The sequence below is a fragment of the uncultured Frigoribacterium sp. genome, assembly GCF_963515265.1.
In the GTDB taxonomy this organism is placed as follows: Bacteria; Actinomycetota; Actinomycetes; order Actinomycetales; family Microbacteriaceae; genus Frigoribacterium.
In genome coordinates, this window is the sequence record NZ_CAUPYL010000044.1 from 1 (window position 1) to 15,695 (window position 15,695).

General features: G+C 72.1%; 13 protein-coding genes. 4 read left to right on the forward strand and 9 right to left on the reverse strand.

Going from position 1 to position 15,695, the window contains the following annotated elements; translation table 11 throughout:
• Positions 1–89 precede the first annotated feature (89 nt).
• Positions 90–587, reverse strand: a complete 498-nt coding sequence (locus RWM17_RS06135; protein ID WP_314102134.1) for a DUF4188 domain-containing protein — start codon at positions 585–587, stop codon at positions 90–92.
• A 113-nt stretch (positions 588–700) separates the two neighbouring features.
• Here RWM17_RS06135 and RWM17_RS06140 point away from each other — a divergent pair, with 113 nt between their 5' ends.
• Entirely contained in the window at positions 701–1,345 is a 645-nt protein-coding gene (locus RWM17_RS06140; protein ID WP_314102135.1) for a MerR family transcriptional regulator, read from the forward strand.
• Between the two features lie 86 nt (positions 1,346–1,431).
• Here the strand turns inward: RWM17_RS06140 and RWM17_RS06145 are convergent, their stop codons facing one another.
• The 3 genes from RWM17_RS06145 to RWM17_RS06155 all read right to left on the reverse strand — a co-directional run bounded on the left by RWM17_RS06145 (position 1,432) and on the right by RWM17_RS06155 (position 6,445).
• Positions 1,432–2,826, reverse strand: coding sequence for an MFS transporter (locus RWM17_RS06145; protein WP_314102136.1), 1,395 nt, complete (start codon positions 2,824–2,826; stop codon positions 1,432–1,434).
• Positions 2,827–2,848: 22 nt separating this feature from the next.
• Positions 2,849–5,410 (reverse strand): ATP-dependent DNA ligase, encoded by a 2,562-nt coding sequence (locus RWM17_RS06150; protein WP_314102137.1) that lies wholly within the window; start codon positions 5,408–5,410, stop codon positions 2,849–2,851.
• 147 nt (positions 5,411–5,557) lie between these two features.
• A complete protein-coding gene (locus tag RWM17_RS06155; RefSeq protein ID WP_192169855.1) occupies positions 5,558–6,445 on the reverse strand; it encodes an SDR family oxidoreductase in 888 nt (295 codons plus the stop codon).
• A gap of 92 nt (positions 6,446–6,537) precedes the next feature.
• On the opposite strand from RWM17_RS06155, the gene RWM17_RS06160 reads away from it, so the two are divergent.
• Positions 6,538–7,509: a Ku protein gene (locus tag RWM17_RS06160; RefSeq protein WP_314102138.1), complete on the forward strand. Its 972-nt coding sequence runs from the start codon at positions 6,538–6,540 to the stop codon at positions 7,507–7,509.
• A gap of 34 nt (positions 7,510–7,543) precedes the next feature.
• On the opposite strand, the gene RWM17_RS06165 is transcribed toward RWM17_RS06160, so the two are convergent.
• Genes RWM17_RS06165 through RWM17_RS06175 form a run of 3 tightly spaced genes read right to left on the reverse strand, consistent with a single transcriptional unit; the run spans position 7,544 to position 12,226 of the window.
• Positions 7,544–7,819 (reverse strand): Rho termination factor N-terminal domain-containing protein, encoded by a 276-nt coding sequence (locus RWM17_RS06165; RefSeq protein WP_314102139.1) that lies wholly within the window; start codon positions 7,817–7,819, stop codon positions 7,544–7,546.
• A gap of 40 nt (positions 7,820–7,859) precedes the next feature.
• Positions 7,860–10,265, reverse strand: a complete 2,406-nt coding sequence (locus RWM17_RS06170; protein ID WP_314102140.1) for a phosphoketolase family protein — start codon at positions 10,263–10,265, stop codon at positions 7,860–7,862.
• On the reverse strand, positions 10,262–12,226 hold the full coding sequence (locus RWM17_RS06175) for a glycoside hydrolase family 15 protein (RefSeq protein WP_314102141.1): 1,965 nt from the start codon (positions 12,224–12,226) through the stop codon (positions 10,262–10,264). Before RWM17_RS06175 ends, RWM17_RS06170 begins: the two co-directional genes overlap by 4 nt.
• A gap of 125 nt (positions 12,227–12,351) precedes the next feature.
• Here RWM17_RS06175 and RWM17_RS06180 point away from each other — a divergent pair, with 125 nt between their 5' ends.
• On the forward strand, positions 12,352–13,227 hold the full coding sequence (locus RWM17_RS06180; protein ID WP_314102142.1) for an SMP-30/gluconolactonase/LRE family protein: 876 nt from the start codon (positions 12,352–12,354) through the stop codon (positions 13,225–13,227).
• Between the two features lie 106 nt (positions 13,228–13,333).
• Here RWM17_RS06180 and RWM17_RS06185 read toward each other — a convergent pair whose 3' ends face one another.
• Both RWM17_RS06185 and RWM17_RS06190 read right to left on the reverse strand, forming a co-directional pair.
• Positions 13,334–14,536, reverse strand: coding sequence for an FAD-dependent oxidoreductase (locus tag RWM17_RS06185; protein ID WP_314102143.1), 1,203 nt, complete (start codon positions 14,534–14,536; stop codon positions 13,334–13,336).
• Positions 14,537–14,641: 105 nt separating this feature from the next.
• Positions 14,642–15,148, reverse strand: coding sequence for a Dps family protein (locus RWM17_RS06190; protein WP_123548646.1), 507 nt, complete (start codon positions 15,146–15,148; stop codon positions 14,642–14,644).
• Positions 15,149–15,434: 286 nt separating this feature from the next.
• Here RWM17_RS06190 and RWM17_RS06195 point away from each other — a divergent pair.
• A partial coding sequence (locus RWM17_RS06195) for a hypothetical protein (protein WP_314102144.1) occupies positions 15,435–15,695 on the forward strand: 261 nt, incomplete at its 3' end.

Consider the following 15,695-nt stretch of genomic DNA (forward strand, 5'->3'; position numbering starts at 1 on the left):
CCCCCCCGCGCGGTGACCCGCGTCCCGAACCACCACCCGCGAAAGAACGCGGTTCATGGTTCGGAACGCGGTTCATGCTGCGGCTGCTGTCAGGCTGCGGGGCCGGCCGCGGTGCGTCCCGCGGCGGCGCGCGCGCGGGCCGTGTCGGCACGCGGGCCGACGGGCACCGCCTCCGTCGCCAGGGCGAGACCGGAGGCGGGCATCCCGACGTACATGCTCTCGGCCCGCTCGACCACGAACGTCTCGTGCCAGATGCCGACCGCGCCCGGCGCCTTGCGGGCACGGCGGTTGAAGGCGCTCCACGCGGGGCGGTGGGCCTGGTCGGCCGAGCCGGCGTAGGCGTAGAGCTTCTCGAGCGAGTCCCAGTACTGCACCAGCACCGGCCCTCGCGAGCCGATCGTGGTGCGGAGGCCGCGGAGCCCGGACTCCTTGTCCTTGAACAGCTCCACGATCATCGGGGTCATCGCGGCGAACACGGGGAGCCACTGGTCGGGCCGCCAGATCTTGTTGACGCGCATGCCGATCAGGAAGACGACGAGCTCGCCCTCGTGCCGGTGGGTCGTCCTGCCGGGGATGACACGGGCCATGATCTCGCTCCTTCGACGCGTCTGCGCGGGTGGGTGCCTGGTGATTGGATAGTGTTGCTCTCCAGTGCGCTCCCATCTTGGAGAGTGCAGCTATCCAATGTCAAGGGGGACCCGTGCGCATCTCCGAGCTCGCCGACGTCAGCGGCGTCCCGATCGCGACCATCAAGTACTACCTGCGCGAGGGGCTGCTGCCCGAGGGCGAGCGCACCTCGGCGACGCAGGCCCGCTACGGCGACGAGCACGTGCGGAGGCTCAGGCTCGTGCGGGCGCTGGTCGGCCCCGGCGGGCTGAGCGTGGCGCGCGCACGCGGAGTGCTCGAGTTCCTCGACCTGGAGCACGACTCGGTGGGGCAGGTGCTCGGCGTCGCCCAGCACGCGGTCACGCCCGACGCTCCCGAGGGAGTCGACCACGCCCGGGCCCGCGGCCTCGTCGAGCGCTGGGGCTGGACCGTCGACCCCGGCGACGGCCCGGTGCTCGCCGCGCTCGAGGTCGCCGTCGACGGGCTCGAGGCCGCCGGCTTCGACCTGCCGCCCGAGCGCCTCGACGGCTACGCGCGGGCCATGCACGACGTCGCGGACGCCGAGATCGCGGGTGTCCCGCTCGAGAGCGTCGACGCGGCCGTGCAGTACGTGGTGCTGGGCACGGTGCTGGTCGAGCCGTTGCTGCTGGCGCTCCGGCGGCTGGCGCAGCAGGACTCGTCGTGGCGGCGCTTCGGCGACCTCGTCGGCGGGCTGCCCGCGCCGCCTCCTCCGGTCTAGGGCTCGTGTCCCGTCCCGTTCCGAGCATCGCGTCGCGCCGTGACACGACGGGACGCTCGGGACAGGACGGACAGGGGGCGGCGACGCTAGGAGGCGCGGCGCGTGCCCCGCAGCCCGACGAACGACACGAGCGCGCTGCCGACGAGCAGCACCGCGACCACGACGACGACGCGGTGGAACCCGTCGACCGTGAGGGCGCCTCCGGCGATCACCCCCAGGAACGCCACGGCGACCAGCCCGGCCACCCGCGAGATCGCGTTGTTGACCGCCGACGCGATGCCCGACCTGGCCGGCGAGATGCCCGACAGCACGGCCGAGGTGAGCGGCGCGACCGTGACGGACAGGCCGAGGCCGAAGAGGACCACCCCGGGCACGACCTGCCACCAGACGTCGATCGGGTCGCGGACGAGCAGCATCCAGAGGAACCCGCTCGCCGTGATCAGCGGCCCGACGGTCATGAAGAGGCGGGGGCCGTGCGTCGCGGCGAGCGTGCCGAACGTCGTCGAGAAGAGCAGCGACACGATCGTCGTCGGCAGGGTGACGAGGCCGGCGAGCGTGGCCGAGAGCCCGGCGAGCTCCTGCACGACGAGCGGGATGGTCAGCGTGCCGAGGCTGATCGCGGCGTAGAGGCCTACCGTCGCGAGGTTGCCGACGGCGAACTCGCGGGTGCGGAACAGGTCGAGCGGCATCATCGGCTGCGGGGCACGGCGCTCCCACCAGACGAACGCGGCGAGCGCGACGACGCCGACGACGAGCGGCACGACGACGAACCAGGCGCCGAACCCGACGCGCTGGCCCTCGATGAGCGCGAAGACCGGGCCGGCGAGGCCGACCGCGGCGAGCACGGCGCCGACGACGTCGACGCGGGCCGGCTGGTCGGGCCCGCCGCGGTGCGCGTCGCCGGGGAGGCGCGTCATCAGCACGAGCGTCAGCACCACCGGCACGACGACCACGGCGAACACCCACCGCCAGCCGAGCGTGTCGACGAGGGCGCCGCCGGCGAGCGGCCCGATCAGGAACGCGACGCCGGTCCAGGCGGTCCACGAGCCGATGGCGCGGCCCTGCGCCGGTCCCGTGAACGTCGACGTGATGAGCGCGAGGCTCGACGGGACGAGCAGCGCCGCGGCGACGCCCTGCAGCGCGCGGGCGGCGATGAGCAGGCCGGGGTCGGGCGCGAGCGCGGCGAGGACGCTCGTCAGCGCGAAGGCGACGAGGCCGGCGCGCAGCACCCGCACCCGGCCGAACGTGTCGCTGAGCGAGCCCGCGACGAGCATCAGCGAGCCGAGCGCGAGCAGGTACGCGTCGACGACCCACTGCTGCAGGGTCAGGTCGGCTCCGCTCGCCGGGCCCGCGCCTCCTTCGCCCAGGCCTCGTGCGATCGCCGGCAGCGCGACGGTCACGATCGACCCGTCGAGGAACGCCACGAAGGAGGCGAGCACCGCGACCACGAGGACGATGCGCTGGCCGCGAGCGTCTGTCATCCCTCGAGTCTCCTCCCTGCGGTCAGCTCTCGCGGACGACGTCGTCGGGCGACTTGTCGGGGCGCCAGCCGCGCCACGAGGGCTGGCGGAGGCGGCCGGTCGACGTCCACTCGGCGAACGACACCTCGCCGACCCGCGACGGCGTGATCCAGTGCGCGTCGCGGGCGTCGGCGGCGGGCACGTCGACGAGAGGGCTGGTCTTCCGCTCGACCCCGCGGAACTCCGTCAGCAGCGCGTCGAGGTCGCGATCGCGGAAGCCCGTGCCCACCCGTCCGACGTACACGAGCCCCTCGTCGCCGGGCACGCCCATCAGCAGCGAGCCCACGCCGGAGGCGCGACGCCCGTTCCCGGGACGCCACCCCGCGATCACCACCTCCTGCGTCGCGTGGTGCTTCATCTTGATCCAGGCGCGAGAGCGTCGGCCGGCGCTGTAGGTCGCGTCGCGGCGCTTGGCGACCACCCCCTCGAGCCGGAGGCGCTGCGAGGTCCGCATCGCCTCCTCCAGGTCGCCGTCGAAGACGACGGGCACGTCGATCGGGCCCTCAGAGGTCACGATCCGCTCGAGCACCTCACGCCGCTCGTCGTAGGTCTTCCTGAGGAGCGAGTGCCCCTCGGCGTGCAGCACGTCGAAGAGGAGGTAGCGGATCGGCGCTCCCTCTGCGGCCTGCTCCACCTCGCGCGGCTTCGTCAGGCCCATCCGCGTCTGCAGCAGCCCGAAGTCGGGGCGACCGGCCTCGTCGACGGCCACGACCTCGCCGTCGAGCACCGCGCTTCCGTCGCTCGCGACTTGGTCTGCCAGCACCTGCAGCTCGGGGTAGGCAGGGGTCAGGTCGTGGCCGTTGCGGCTGGTCAGCGTCACGCGGTCGCCCTCGACGACGGCGATCCCGCGGATGCCGTCCCACTTCATCTCGATCGCCCAGTCATCGTCGACGTCGGCGGCGGTGCCCGCGACGGCGAGCATCGGGGAGACGCTGTCGAGTGTCGGCAAGTTCTGCTCCGTGCGTCCGCCGGAAGAGGCACGGCCCCGTTTCCCGGGGGAGTCGCCGTCCGAGCGCGACGCCGATCCGGAGTTGCCGACGACGGTCCTGCCGCGCTTCCTCCGCTCGCCCCGTGACGACCCGCCCTCGGCGGGATCGTCCGCCATCCGGTGGATCAGCCAGTTCTGGTCGGCCTTGCCGCCGCCGTGGCCGGTGTGGATCAGCGCGACCCGGCGGGTGCCGCGCTGCTCCCCGTGCAGCACCGCGATCACCTCCTTGCCGTCGCGCCACTTCTCGACGTCGTAGGTGCCCGAGTCCCAGATGGTGACCTCGCCGGCGCCGTACTCGCCCTTCGCGATCGTGCCCTCGAAGGTGCCGTACTCGAGCGGGTGGTCCTCCGTCATCACCGCCAGGTGGTTCGTGCCGGGGTCGTCGGGCTCGCCCTTGGGCAGCGCCCAGCTGACGAGCACGCCGTCGTGCTCGAGGCGGAAGTCCCAGTGCAGGCGGCTGGCGTGGTGCTCCTGGATGACGAAGCTGCGGCCGTCGCTCATCGGCGGGGCGGTGGCGGGGACAGGCTCCGCGGTCTTCGACGGGTCGCGCATCGAGCGGTACTTCGCGAGGCGGTCGCGCCCCTCTCGCGTCTCGCCGTCGCCGTCGGCCGTCTGGTCGTGCTGGGGAGACTCGGTGTTGCGCATGTCGTCGCCGAGCTCACCCGGAGGCACGGGGGTGCCGCTCGAGACATCGGCCAGCGGGTCTCCTCGGCGCTTCAGCCGGGCCAGCACCTCGGTGTACTCGAGCTGCCTCAGCTGCTTCGAGGCCAGTTCGCGCCAGGTGCGCGGCATCGCGACCGTCGGCCGTTCACGGCCGCGCAGCGAGTACGGCGCCACCGTCGTCTTGTTGCCGTTGTTCTGCGACCAGTCGAGCAGCACCTTGCCCCGGCGGTCGGCCTTGCCCATCGTGCTCAGCACGAGGTCGGGGTGGTCGGCCTCGACAGCCCGGGCGAGCTCGTGGGCGACGTCGCTGACCTGCGCGCTCGTCTGCCTCCCGTCGAGCCGCGCGTAGAGGTGCACGCCCTTGCTGCCGCTCGTCACCGGCACGAGCTCGAGGCCCATCCCGTCGAGCAGGGGCCGCAGCAGCTGGGCGACCTCGACGCACTCGGCCAGGCCGACGCCCTCGCCCGGGTCGAGGTCGAGCACGAGCCGGTCGGGGTTCCGCTGCGCCCCGCGCGGCCCGAAGCGCCACTGGGGCACGTGCACCTCGAGCGCCGCGACCTGGGCCAGCCAGGTCAGCGTCGCGAGGTCGTTGACCATGGGGTAGACGTTCGCGTGGTCCTTGTGCTCGATCTCGTGCCGGGCGACCCAGTCGGGGGCGGAGTCGGGCAGGTTCTTCTCGAAGAAGACCTCGCCGTCGACCCCGTTCACCCAGCGCTTGCGCGTCGCCGGGCGACCCTCGACGTGCGGGAGCATCCACTCGGCCACGGCGGCGTAGTAGCCGAGCACGTCCGCCTTCGTCGTGCCGCTAGCGGGGTAGAGCACCTTGTCGAGGTTGGTGAGCTGCAGCGTGTGTCCGCCGACCTGCACCCGCTCGCCGCGTCCCTTGCTGGCCATCAGGCGCCTCCTCGTGTCGTCTGCCTCGATGATGCTCGTTCGTCGTGCGGGCGTCCCGGACGCCAGCGTCTGCGGACTGCGGCGGCCCGCCTCCCCGCGTGGACGGGGGAGCGGGCCGCGAGCGGAGCCGAGGAGGTGCGGTGCCGGTCAGACCGCCGGCATCGCTCCCGCGATCGTGATGGTCGCGCCCGAGGTGTAGCTCGACTCCGGACTCACGAGGTGCACGTAGGCCGCGGCGAGCTCGGCCGGCTGGCCGGGACGGCCGAACGGCGCCTGGCCGCCGAACTCCGACACGGTCTCGGCGTCGTCCGAGCCGGGCTGCAGCGGCGTCCAGACCGGGCCGGGGGAGACCTGGTTGACGCGGATGCCCTTGGGCGCGAGCTGCTGCGCGAGGCCCGACGTGAAGACGCCGATGGCGCCCTTCGTCAGCGCGTAGTCGATCTTGTCCGGGCTCGGCTGCGTGCCCTGGACGGAGCCGGTCGTGACGATCGACGAACCGGGCTCGAGGTGCGGGATGACCGCCTGCGACAGCCAGAACAGCGAGTAGACGTTGGTCTTGATGGTCGAGTCGATGTCCTCGGTGGTGAGCGTGAGGATGTCGTCGTTGCTCTTCATCCGGCCGGCGACCATGACGAGCGTGTCGAGCCCGCCGAGCTCCTCGACGGCCTTGGCGACGAGGTCCTTGCAGTACTGCTCGTCGGAGATGTCGCCGGGCACCAGGACGACGCGGCGGCCCTCGCCCTCGAGCAGGTCGCGCACCTCCTCGGCGTCCGTCTGCTCGCTGGGCAGGTAGCTCAGCACGAGGTCGGCGCCCTCGCGGCTGAGGGCGATGGCGGCGGCACGGCCGATGCCGGAGTCGCCGCCGGTGACGATGCCGCGGAAGCCGACGAGGCGCTCCTTGCCGACGTAGCTGGTCTCGCCGTGGTCGGGCTTCGGGTCCATCTTCCAGGCCTCGCCCGGCAGCGACTGCTCCTGCTTCGGGAACGGCGGTGCGGGGTACAGGTCGACCGGGTTCTTCTTGTCGTATTGGCTCATGCGCTCCACGGTGCCCGCGCGGCGGGGGACGTGCCCGGCACTTGTACCCGCTCGTCGGTCATTCGGAGCGCATGCGGAGGAACATGGCCGTCATGCGATCGATCTGGAAGGGCGCGATCACGTTCGGGCTCGTCAACGTGCCCGTGAAGCTCTACAGCGCCACCGAGGACCACGACGTCTCGCTGCACCAGGTGCACGACGCCGACGGCGGTCGGATCCGGTACCAGCGCAGGTGCGAGATCTGCGGCAAGGTCGTAGACTACGAGCACATCGACAAGGCCTTCGACGACGGTGACCGCACGGTGGTGCTCACGGCGGACGACCTGAAGTCCCTGCCCGAGGAGCGCTCACGCGAGATCGACGTGCTCGAGTTCGTGCCGAGCGACCAGCTCGACCCGTTGATGTTCGACCGCAGCTACTTCCTCGAGCCCGACTCCGCGTCGCCCAAGGCCTACGTCCTGCTGCGCCGCACGCTCGAGGAGACCGACCGCACGGCCATCGTGCACTTCTCCCTGCGGCAGAAGACCCGGCTCGCCGCGCTGCGCGTGCGGGGCGACGTGCTCGTGCTGCAGACGCTGCTCTGGGACGACGAGGTCCGTGAGGCACGGTTCCCCGTGCTCGACGAGAAGGTGCGGATCAGCGGCAAGGAGCTCGACATGTCGGGCTCGCTCGTCGAGTCGCTCGGCGACGACTTCGACCCGTCGCAGTTCGGCGACGACTACCAGGAGGAGCTCCGCAAGCTCATCGACGCCAAGCTCGAGGAGGGCGAGTCGCTGGACACCGATGCGACCTTCGGCCGCGCGGGGGACGACGAGGACGGCGACGGATCCGGCGACGGCGAGGTGATCGACTTGATGGAGGCGCTCCGGCAGTCGGTGGAGCGCAGCCGGTCGGGCGCGAAGAAGGCCCCGGCGAAGAAGCCCGCCGCGAAGAAGGCGCCTGCGAAGGAGCGGGCCGCGGAGAAGGAGCCCGCGGCGAAGAAGGCGCCTGCCGCGAAGAAGCCCGCTGCGAAGAAGAAGCCTGCTGCGAAGAAGAAGCCCGCCGCGGAGAAGAAGGCGAGCTGACGCCGCCCGCCGACCACGGCGAGCTGACCCGACCTCAGTGGTCGCGCAGCATCTCGATCAGGTCGCCCTTCTTGGCGTCGCTGTAGCCGCTGAGCCCGAGTTCCTTCGCGCGGCCGCGCAGGTCGTCGACGGTCCAGTCGTCGTACGAGCCCGACCGGCCGCCCTTCGCCGCGACCTTCTCCTCGCTGTTGCCCTTCTGGGCCGCGGCGTTGGAGATGCGCGCCGACTTCTCCTTCGAGTTGCCCTCGTCGCGCAGGGCCTCGTACATGTCGGGGTTCTTCAGCTGCGGGGGTGTGTCGTCCTTCGGCATGTCCGAGACCGTACTCCGGCGGTCGGCGACCTGCTCGCCCCTAGCTGCCGAACTCCCACTCGACGACCTCAGGGAGGTCCTCGCCGTGCTCGTACGCGTACGCCCGCGCCTCCTCGCGCTTGGCCTCGAACTCGGCGACGAGGTCGGGGTGCGCGTCGGCGAGGCCGGGGACACGGTGCAGCACGTCGAGCACGAGCCGGTACCGGTCGATGTCGTTGAGCATCGCCATGTCGAAAGGCGTGGTGGTCGTGCCCTTCTCCTGGAAACCGCGCACGTGGATGCCGTCGTGGTTCGTGCGGCGGTACGTCAGCCGGTGAACGAGGGTCGGGTAGCCGTGGAAGTCGAAGATCACCGGCTTCGACGTCGTGAAGAGCGTGTCGAAGTCGTCGCTCGTCAGGCCGTGCGAGTGCTCGTCGGCGTCCTGCAGGCGCATCAGGTCGACGACGTTGACCACGCGGGTCACGAGGTCGGGGAGGCGCTGGCGGAGGATGTCCGCCGCGGCGACCGTCTCGAGGGTCGGCACGTCGCCGGCGCAGGCCAGCACGACGTCGGGGTCGACGCCGTCGACCGGCGTGCCCTCGGTGCCCGCCCACTCCCAGATGCCCGCGCCGGCGGCGACGTGCGCCTCCGCCTCGGGAAGGGAGAGCCAGGCCGGCGACTCCTGCTTGCCGGCGACGATCACGTTCACCGTGTCCGTCGTGCGCAGCGCGTGGTCGGCGACGGCGAGCAGGGTGTTCGCGTCGGGTGCCAGGTAGATGCGGACGAGGTGCGCCTGCTTGTTGACGACGACGTCGAGGAACCCCGGGTCCTGGTGCGAGAAGCCGTTGTGGTCCTGCCGCCAGACGTGCGACGAGAGCAGGTACGTGAACGACGAGATCGGCTCGCGCCAGGCGATGTCGGTCGCGCTCTCGAGCCACTTCGCGTGCTGGTTGAACATCGAGTCGACGATGTGCACGAACGCCTCGTAGGTGTTGAGCAGGCCGTGACGCCCGGTGAGCAGGTAGCCCTCCATCAGGCCCTGCAGCAGGTGCTCGCTCAGCACCTCCATCACGCGGCCGCTGTGCGCGACGTGCTCGTCCTCCTCCTCGATGCGGGCCGCCCACACGCGGTCAGTCACGTCGAAGACCGGGTCGAGGCGATTCGAGACCGTCTCGTCCGGGCCGAAGAGCCGGAAGCTCGCCGGGTTGTCGCGCACGACGTCGGTCAGCCAGCGGCCGAGCACCCGGGTGGCCTCGGCCGTGGTGCGGCGGTCGTCGCTGGTCTCGACGGCGTGCGAGCGGTAGTCGGTCAGCGAGAGGGGGCGACGCACCAGCCCGCCGTTCGACGCGGGGATCGCGCTCATCCGCTTCTCGCCGCGGGGGCGCAGCTCGTCGAGGAACGCGGCGGGTGCCCCGGTCTCGTCGAACAGCTCGTCGGCGCCGTACGAGCGCATCCAGGCGTCGAGCTGCTCGCGGTGCTCGTCGTTCTCGCGCACCCCGCTCAGCGGCACCTGATGGGCCCGCCACGTGCCCTCGACCTTCTTGCCGTCCACCACCTTCGGCCCGGTCCAGCCCTTCGGGGTGCGGAGCACGATCATCGGCCAGCGCGGCCGCTCCGTGCTCTCGCCCGAGCGCGCCTCCTGCTGGATCTGGTCGATGCGGCCGAAGGCCTCGTCGAGCGCCGCGGCCATCTGCGCGTGCACCACCATCGGGTCCTCGCCGTCGAACCCGCCCGACACGACGATCGGCTGGTACCCGTAGCCGCGGAACAGCTCGAGCAGCTCGCCCTCGGGGATGCGGGCGAGGATGGTCGGGTTCGCGATCTTGTAGCCGTTGAGGTTGAGGATCGGCAGCACGGCGCCGTCGTGCACGGCGTCGAGCAGCTTGTTGGCGTGCCAGCTCGTCGCGAGCGGACCGGTCTCGGCCTCGCCGTCGCCGATCACGCAGACGGCCACGAGGTCGGGGTCGTCGAGCACCGCTCCGTAGGCGTGGCTCAGCGAGTAGCCGAGCTCACCGCCCTCGTTGATCGAGCCCGGCGTCTCGGGGGCCGCGTGCGAGGGGATGCCGCCCGGGAACGAGAACTGGCGGAACAGCTCCTGCATGCCGTCCCGGTCGAGGGGCACCTGCGGGAACAGCTCGGAGTAGGTGTGCTCGAGCCAGGTGTTCGCCACCATCGCAGGGCCCCCGTGGCCGGGGCCGCAGACGTAGAGCAGGTCGCGGTCGTCGCGGCGGATCACGCGGTTGAGGTGCGCGTAGACGAGGCTCAGCGCGGGCGACGTGCCCCAGTGGCCGAGCAGGCGCGGCTTGATGTCGTCCCGCGCGATCGGACGACCGAGCATCGGGTTGTCGCGCAGGTAGATCTGCCCGACGGTCAGGTAGTTGGCCGCGCGCCACCAGGCGTCGACGAGCCGGAGGTCGTCCGGCGTCGCGGGCACGGCGGGTGCGGCGGGCGAGGTGGTGTCGGTCATCGGTTCTCCTGTCGGTCGTCGTCGGTCTCCGTCCGGCGGCCCGTACCGGCGTCCTCGCGTCGGTCCCCGGGCTGCATGCCGAGCTCCGTGCGCATCTCGTCGATGGTGATGGCCGCGTTGACCAGGGCGAGGTGGCTGAGGCCCTGGGGCATGTTCCCGAGGAACTGCCCGTCGTCGGCGCTGATCATCTCGGTGAAGAGCCCGACGTCGTTCGACTGGACCACGAGCTCGTCCATCAGCTCCACTGCCTCGTCGACCCGGCCGACGCAGGCCAGGGCGCCCGCGAGCCAGAAGGCGCAGGCGACGAAGGTGCCCTCCTCCGCGTCGACGCCGCTGTAGCGGAACACCAGCGGTCCCGCGCCCAGCTCGTCGCGGATCGCGTCGATGGTCCGCGACATCCGGTCGCCGCGGTCGAAGCCGCTGGGCGCGTGCAGCAGGACCGATGCGTCCAGGGCGTCGCTGTCGGGGTGCATGAGGTACGCGCCGCGCTCCTCCGACCAGCCGTGCTCGTCGATCCACTCGACGATCAGGTCGCGGTTCTTCTCCCAGTGGGCCTTGTCGTCGGCGGTGGGGTGCATCTGGCCGAGCTCGGTCAGCTCGAGGGCCGAGGTGATCGCCTGCCAGCAGCCCATCTTGCTGCTGACGTAGTGCTGCTCGTCCGGCAGCTCCCACATGCCGCTGTCCTTCTCCTGCCAGCGCCGGCACGCGTCGTCGGCGAACCCGGCCAGCAGATCCTGGGTGGACTCGTCGAGCAGGTTGCCGCCGTGGGCGTACTGGCTGGCGACGGCGAGGATGTCGGCGAAGACGCCGAGCTGCAGCTGGTCGCCGGCGGGGTTGCCCTTGTAGACGGGGCCGATGCCCCGCCAGCCCTCCGAACCGGTCTCGTGCGTGCCGTCGGAGACGGTCCCGTCGAGGCGCAGGAAGATGTGCATCTCGCGCCCGTTCTCCTTGAGGGCCTTGAGCATCCACGAGACGGCGGCGTGCGGCTCCTCACGCAGCCCGAAGCGCAGCAGCGCGTCGACGGTGTACGCGAGGTCGCGCACCCAGGCGAAGCGGTAGTCCCAGTTCTTGTCGCCCGTGAAGTTCTCGGGCAGGGCGGTGGTCGCCGCCGCCGCGATGGCACCGGTGGGGCTGTAGATCAGCAGCTTGAGGGCGAGTGCGCTGCGGTGCACGGCGTCCGCCCACGGGCCTTCCCAGCTGAACTCGGTCGACCAGCCCTCCCAGTTCTCGATGGTGCGGTCGATGCCCTCGTCGACCACGTGCGGGTCGGGCAGGTGCAGCGGCTCGTCCTCGACGCCGCAGAGGCACAGCAGCGAGCGCGACCCGGGCGACGTGGTGAACGCCCCGCGGAACTCGAGCGGACCGTCGGGGTGGCCGTCGCCGGGCTCGGTGGGGTCGGTGCGGCCGTGCTCGAAGCCGACGAGCGCGAGGTTGATGTCCGCGGCGCGCAGCAGGGGGCCGTGCACGGTGTCGACGCGCACGATGGGGTGCGTCCCGAACGCGTTGCCGGGCACGACCGCCCAGCGCATCTCGACGGAGCCCTCGAGACCGTCGACGCGGCGCGCGAGCTCGCCCCAGGGAAGACGGCCCGCCACTCCCGTGACGAGGGCGTCGGTGACCTCGACGGTGCCCGCGGAGGTGCGGAACCGGGTCCGCAGGACGTTCGTGCCGGGCACGTACGCGCGCTGCACCTCGAAGTCGTCGTCGACCGGGCGCAGCTCGACGCGGCCCCCGTCGGCCGAGTCGACGATGCCGGAGAAGACCGGGTCGCTCGGCAGCGACGGGAACGGCAGCCAGTCGATCTGGCCGTCTCGGGCGATCAGCGCGACGGTGCGGCCGTCGCCGATCGCCCCGTACGAGCGGAGGGCGACGTAGCCGTCCTCCCGGGGGTCGGGGGCCGACCAGGCGTCGTCGTGGAAGTCGTCGGTGTCGTCGGGGGCGCTCTGGAGGGTGTCGGTCACGCTGTCTACGGTGCTCTCCCGCGCCTCCTCGTGCTCGCGGCTGCCAGGGGTCTGTGCAGAACGCGACGACGAGCCGTACCCCGGGAGGAGAGGCCGCGGCCAGGCCCGACGCGTAGACGGGACGGATGACCGAGACCCCCACGCCGCGCCCCCGCCTGTTCCTCGACGGCCGGGCGACGCTCGGCGAGAGCCCCGTGTGGGACGTCGACGCACAGGAGCTCGTGTGGACGGACATCACGCCGGGGCTGCTGCACCGCACCTCGGCGGACGGCCTGCGCGACCGGACCCTCCCGGTCGACCCGCCCCTGCCGAGCTTCCAGCGCCGACGCGGCGGAGGACTCGTCGCTGCCCTGGAGGACCAGGTCGTGCTGACCGACGACGACGGCGGCTCGCTGCAGGTGCTCGCCACCGTCGAGCTCGCCAAGGAGGGCATGCGCCTCAACGAGGGCAAGTGCGACCCGTTCGGCGCGTTCGTCGTCGGCGCCATGGACCCCGACGGAGCCCCCGTCGCGGGCCTCTGGCGCGTGGGGCCCGACGGCGTCGTCACCCTGCTCCGCGACGACTTCACGACCACCAACGGCTTCGAGTGGAACGACGACGGCTCGGAGATCTACCTGACCGACACTGACCGGGAGACCATCTACCGCGCCTCGTGGGACGCCCAGGGCACGCTCGGCGAGCTCGTCCCCTTCTCGTCGGGCGGGTCGCACGACGGCCTCGCCCGGGACGAGCTCGGTGAGTTCTGGGGCGCCGTGCACGGCGAGAGCGTCGTGGTGCACCTCGACCGCGACGGCGACGTCGTCGAGCGGATCGAATTCCCCGTGCCGCTGCTCACCGGCATCGGGTTCGGCGGCGCGGACCTGCGCACGCTCTTCGTGCTGTCCGCCCGCGAGGGCCTCGACGACGACCAGCTCGCCGAGCACCCCCTCAGCGGCGGCGTGTTCGCGCTCGACCTCGACCGGGCCGGCCGGGCGCCGTTCCTGTTCGGCCCGCAGGCCTGACGGCCTGAGCGCCTGACGGCCCGACTCCGCAGGCCGCCCACGACGAAGGGCCCCGAGGAGGCGCGGTGCGCGTCCTCGAGGCCCGTCCGTCCGGTCGCGCCCCGGCTCAGATGCGTCCGACGAGCCCGTCGCGCGACACGTCCGTGCCCTCGGCCAGGACGGCGCGGGCGGCGTCACGGGCGTCGTCGACGTTCCAGAGCAGGACGCCGACCACGGCGCCGTCAGACAGGTAGTACGCCACGGCCGACCCGTCGCCCTTGTCGTCGACCACGGTCTCGAGCGACGCGTCGAGCGTCCCGACCGCCTCGTACGAGATGTCGAGGACCTTCGAGTAGTAGTACGGCGTGTGCCCGTACGTCTCGTCGGCCCCGGCCATGACGCGCCCGACGAAGGCGCCCTGCTCCTTGGCGTTGTCGACGTGCTCGACACGGCGGCGGCCCAGGATGCGGTCCGGGTAGGAGGCGACGTCGCCCGCGGCGAAGACGTGCGGGTCCGCGGTGCGCAGCGAGGCGTCGACGACGATGCCGTCCTCGACCTCGAGGCCGGCCGCCTCGGCCAGCTCGGTCGAGGGCGTGATGCCGAGGCCGACGGCCACGGCGTCGGCCTCGAGCGACGTCCCGTCGTCGAGCACGACCTGCACCCCGGCGTCCGAGGCCGAGCCGCCCTCGACGCGACGTTCCTTGACCAGCGTGACGCCCGCCTCCTCGAAGGCTGCCTCGAAGCGCGTGGCGATCTCGGCCGGGAACACCGAGCCGCCGAGGACCTCGTCGGGCGTGACGATCGTCACGCGCGTGTCGTTCTGCACCAGCGCCGCGGCGAGCTCGGTGCCGATGTAGCTGCCGCCGACGACGACGGCCCGGCGTCCCTCGCCCGAGAGCTCTCGCAGCCGCCGGTAGTCGGCCGCGGTGCGGAAGTGCACGACGCGGTCGTCCTCGGGCAGGTCGAGCCGGGTCGGCGTCCCGCCGGTCGCCAGCAGGAGGCGCCCCCACGACACGGTCCGCCCGTCGTCGGTCGTCACGGTGCGGGCCTCGCGGTCGACGGCGGTGACCGAGGTGCGCAGGCGGATCTCGGCTCCTGACGCGTCGCGGGTGCCCAGGTCGTTGTCGGTCTCGGTGTACTCGGGGTCGATCCAGAGCTTCTTGGAGAGCGCGGGGCGCGTGTAGGGCTCGTCGACGTCGTCGCTGACGATCAGGACGGTCGCCTCAGGGGCCGTCTCGTGGATCGCCTTCGCCGCGGAGTCCGCGGTCATGCCCCCGCCCACGACGACGTGGTCGAAGGAGTCGGAACCGGTGCTGGTGCTGTCGCTCATGTGGTGCCTCCAGGTCGTGGGAAGGGCACCGCACCGGAGGTCGCGTAGGGGATCTCCGGGGCGGTGCCCAGTCGGTGGTGCCCGCAGGGGCAGGCGGAGGAGCCGCTAGTTGGCGACGGCTCCGACGCGGTCCTGGCCCTCGGCCATGGCGTCCTCGTCGCGACCGCGCGTGTCGGCCGACGCGGCGTCCTTCTCCGGGTGGCGGTTCTCGGCGCCGGTCATCCAGGCGAGCTGCTCGAGGCGCTCGAGGATGCTGTGCAGCACGTCGGCCGTCGTCGGGTCCTCGTCGTCGACGTCGTCGTGAACCGTGCGCATGGTGTCGACGACGGCGTACATGCGGTCGACGATCAGGTCGACGACCGAGGTGGTCTCGACCGGGCCGGCGGGGAACTGCACGAGGCTGGTCTCGTTCGCGACCGTGTTCGAGCGGCCGTCGGGCACGAGGTAGACGGCCCGCATGCGCTCGGCGACCTCGTCGCTGAACTCACGGGCCGCGTCGACGATCTCGTCGAGCTGCAGGTGCAGGTCGCGGAAGTTGCTGCCGAGCAGGTTCCAGTGCGCCTGCTTGCCCTGGATGTGGAGCTCGATGAGGTCGACGAGGACCTTCTGCATGGACTCGCGCAGGGCGGGGGATCCTTGGAACACGGGGACTCCTTCAGTCGTGGGGGCGTGCGGCCGTCGAGCCGCTGCGTCGCACCGGTCAGGGTGCGTCGTGGACGGTAGTCCCGTCCCGCCCGGCGGCGGTCCAGCTTCCGGGGGACACCCAGGTGAGGAGGCGCGGCTCACGACCGCGAGGCCGCTCTTCGTCTCGAAACCGGTGGCGTGGTATCTTCTCGACGGCGACCGATCGGTCGCGGTTCGACGGGCACCGGCGCCCGTCCGGCTCTGAGGGGGGCACATGAGCGAGGGATCGCAGGGCTTCGAGTCCGTCGAGGTGACGCGACTGCGTCGCGAGATCGAGAGCGCCTGGGGCGCCTTCGACGACATCGACCAGATGGCGTGGGACCACCGCGTCCTCGTCGTCCGCTACGTGATCGGTGCGCTGCCCGACGCGGCCAGCGCCGCAGCCCGTGCCGGCCACGCCGGCCTGGCACTCCGCCTCCTCGACGACGCGGCCGCGTTCCCGCCGCCGTGGGCGTCGATCTGCACCGGCTGGGTG

What these genes read in the sequence shown, in the direction of transcription:
- RWM17_RS06145 (WP_314102136.1), bottom strand. Translation starts at nt 2,826, where the DNA reads ATGACAGACGCTCGCGGCCAGCGCATCGTCCTCGTGGTCGCGGTGCTC.
- RWM17_RS06150 (WP_314102137.1), bottom strand. Translation starts at nt 5,410, where the DNA reads ATGGCCAGCAAGGGACGCGGCGAGCGGGTGCAGGTCGGCGGACACACG.
- RWM17_RS06185 (WP_314102143.1), bottom strand. Translation starts at nt 14,536, where the DNA reads ATGAGCGACAGCACCAGCACCGGTTCCGACTCCTTCGACCACGTCGTC.
- RWM17_RS06135 (WP_314102134.1), bottom strand. Translation starts at nt 587, where the DNA reads ATGGCCCGTGTCATCCCCGGCAGGACGACCCACCGGCACGAGGGCGAG.
- RWM17_RS06165 (WP_314102139.1), bottom strand. Translation starts at nt 7,819, where the DNA reads ATGCCGAAGGACGACACACCCCCGCAGCTGAAGAACCCCGACATGTAC.
- RWM17_RS06170 (WP_314102140.1), bottom strand. Translation starts at nt 10,265, where the DNA reads ATGACCGACACCACCTCGCCCGCCGCACCCGCCGTGCCCGCGACGCCG.
- RWM17_RS06160 (WP_314102138.1), top strand. Translation starts at nt 6,538, where the DNA reads ATGCGATCGATCTGGAAGGGCGCGATCACGTTCGGGCTCGTCAACGTG.
- RWM17_RS06180 (WP_314102142.1), top strand. Translation starts at nt 12,352, where the DNA reads ATGACCGAGACCCCCACGCCGCGCCCCCGCCTGTTCCTCGACGGCCGG.
- RWM17_RS06190 (WP_123548646.1), bottom strand. Translation starts at nt 15,148, where the DNA reads ATGCAGAAGGTCCTCGTCGACCTCATCGAGCTCCACATCCAGGGCAAG.
- RWM17_RS06155 (WP_192169855.1), bottom strand. Translation starts at nt 6,445, where the DNA reads ATGAGCCAATACGACAAGAAGAACCCGGTCGACCTGTACCCCGCACCG.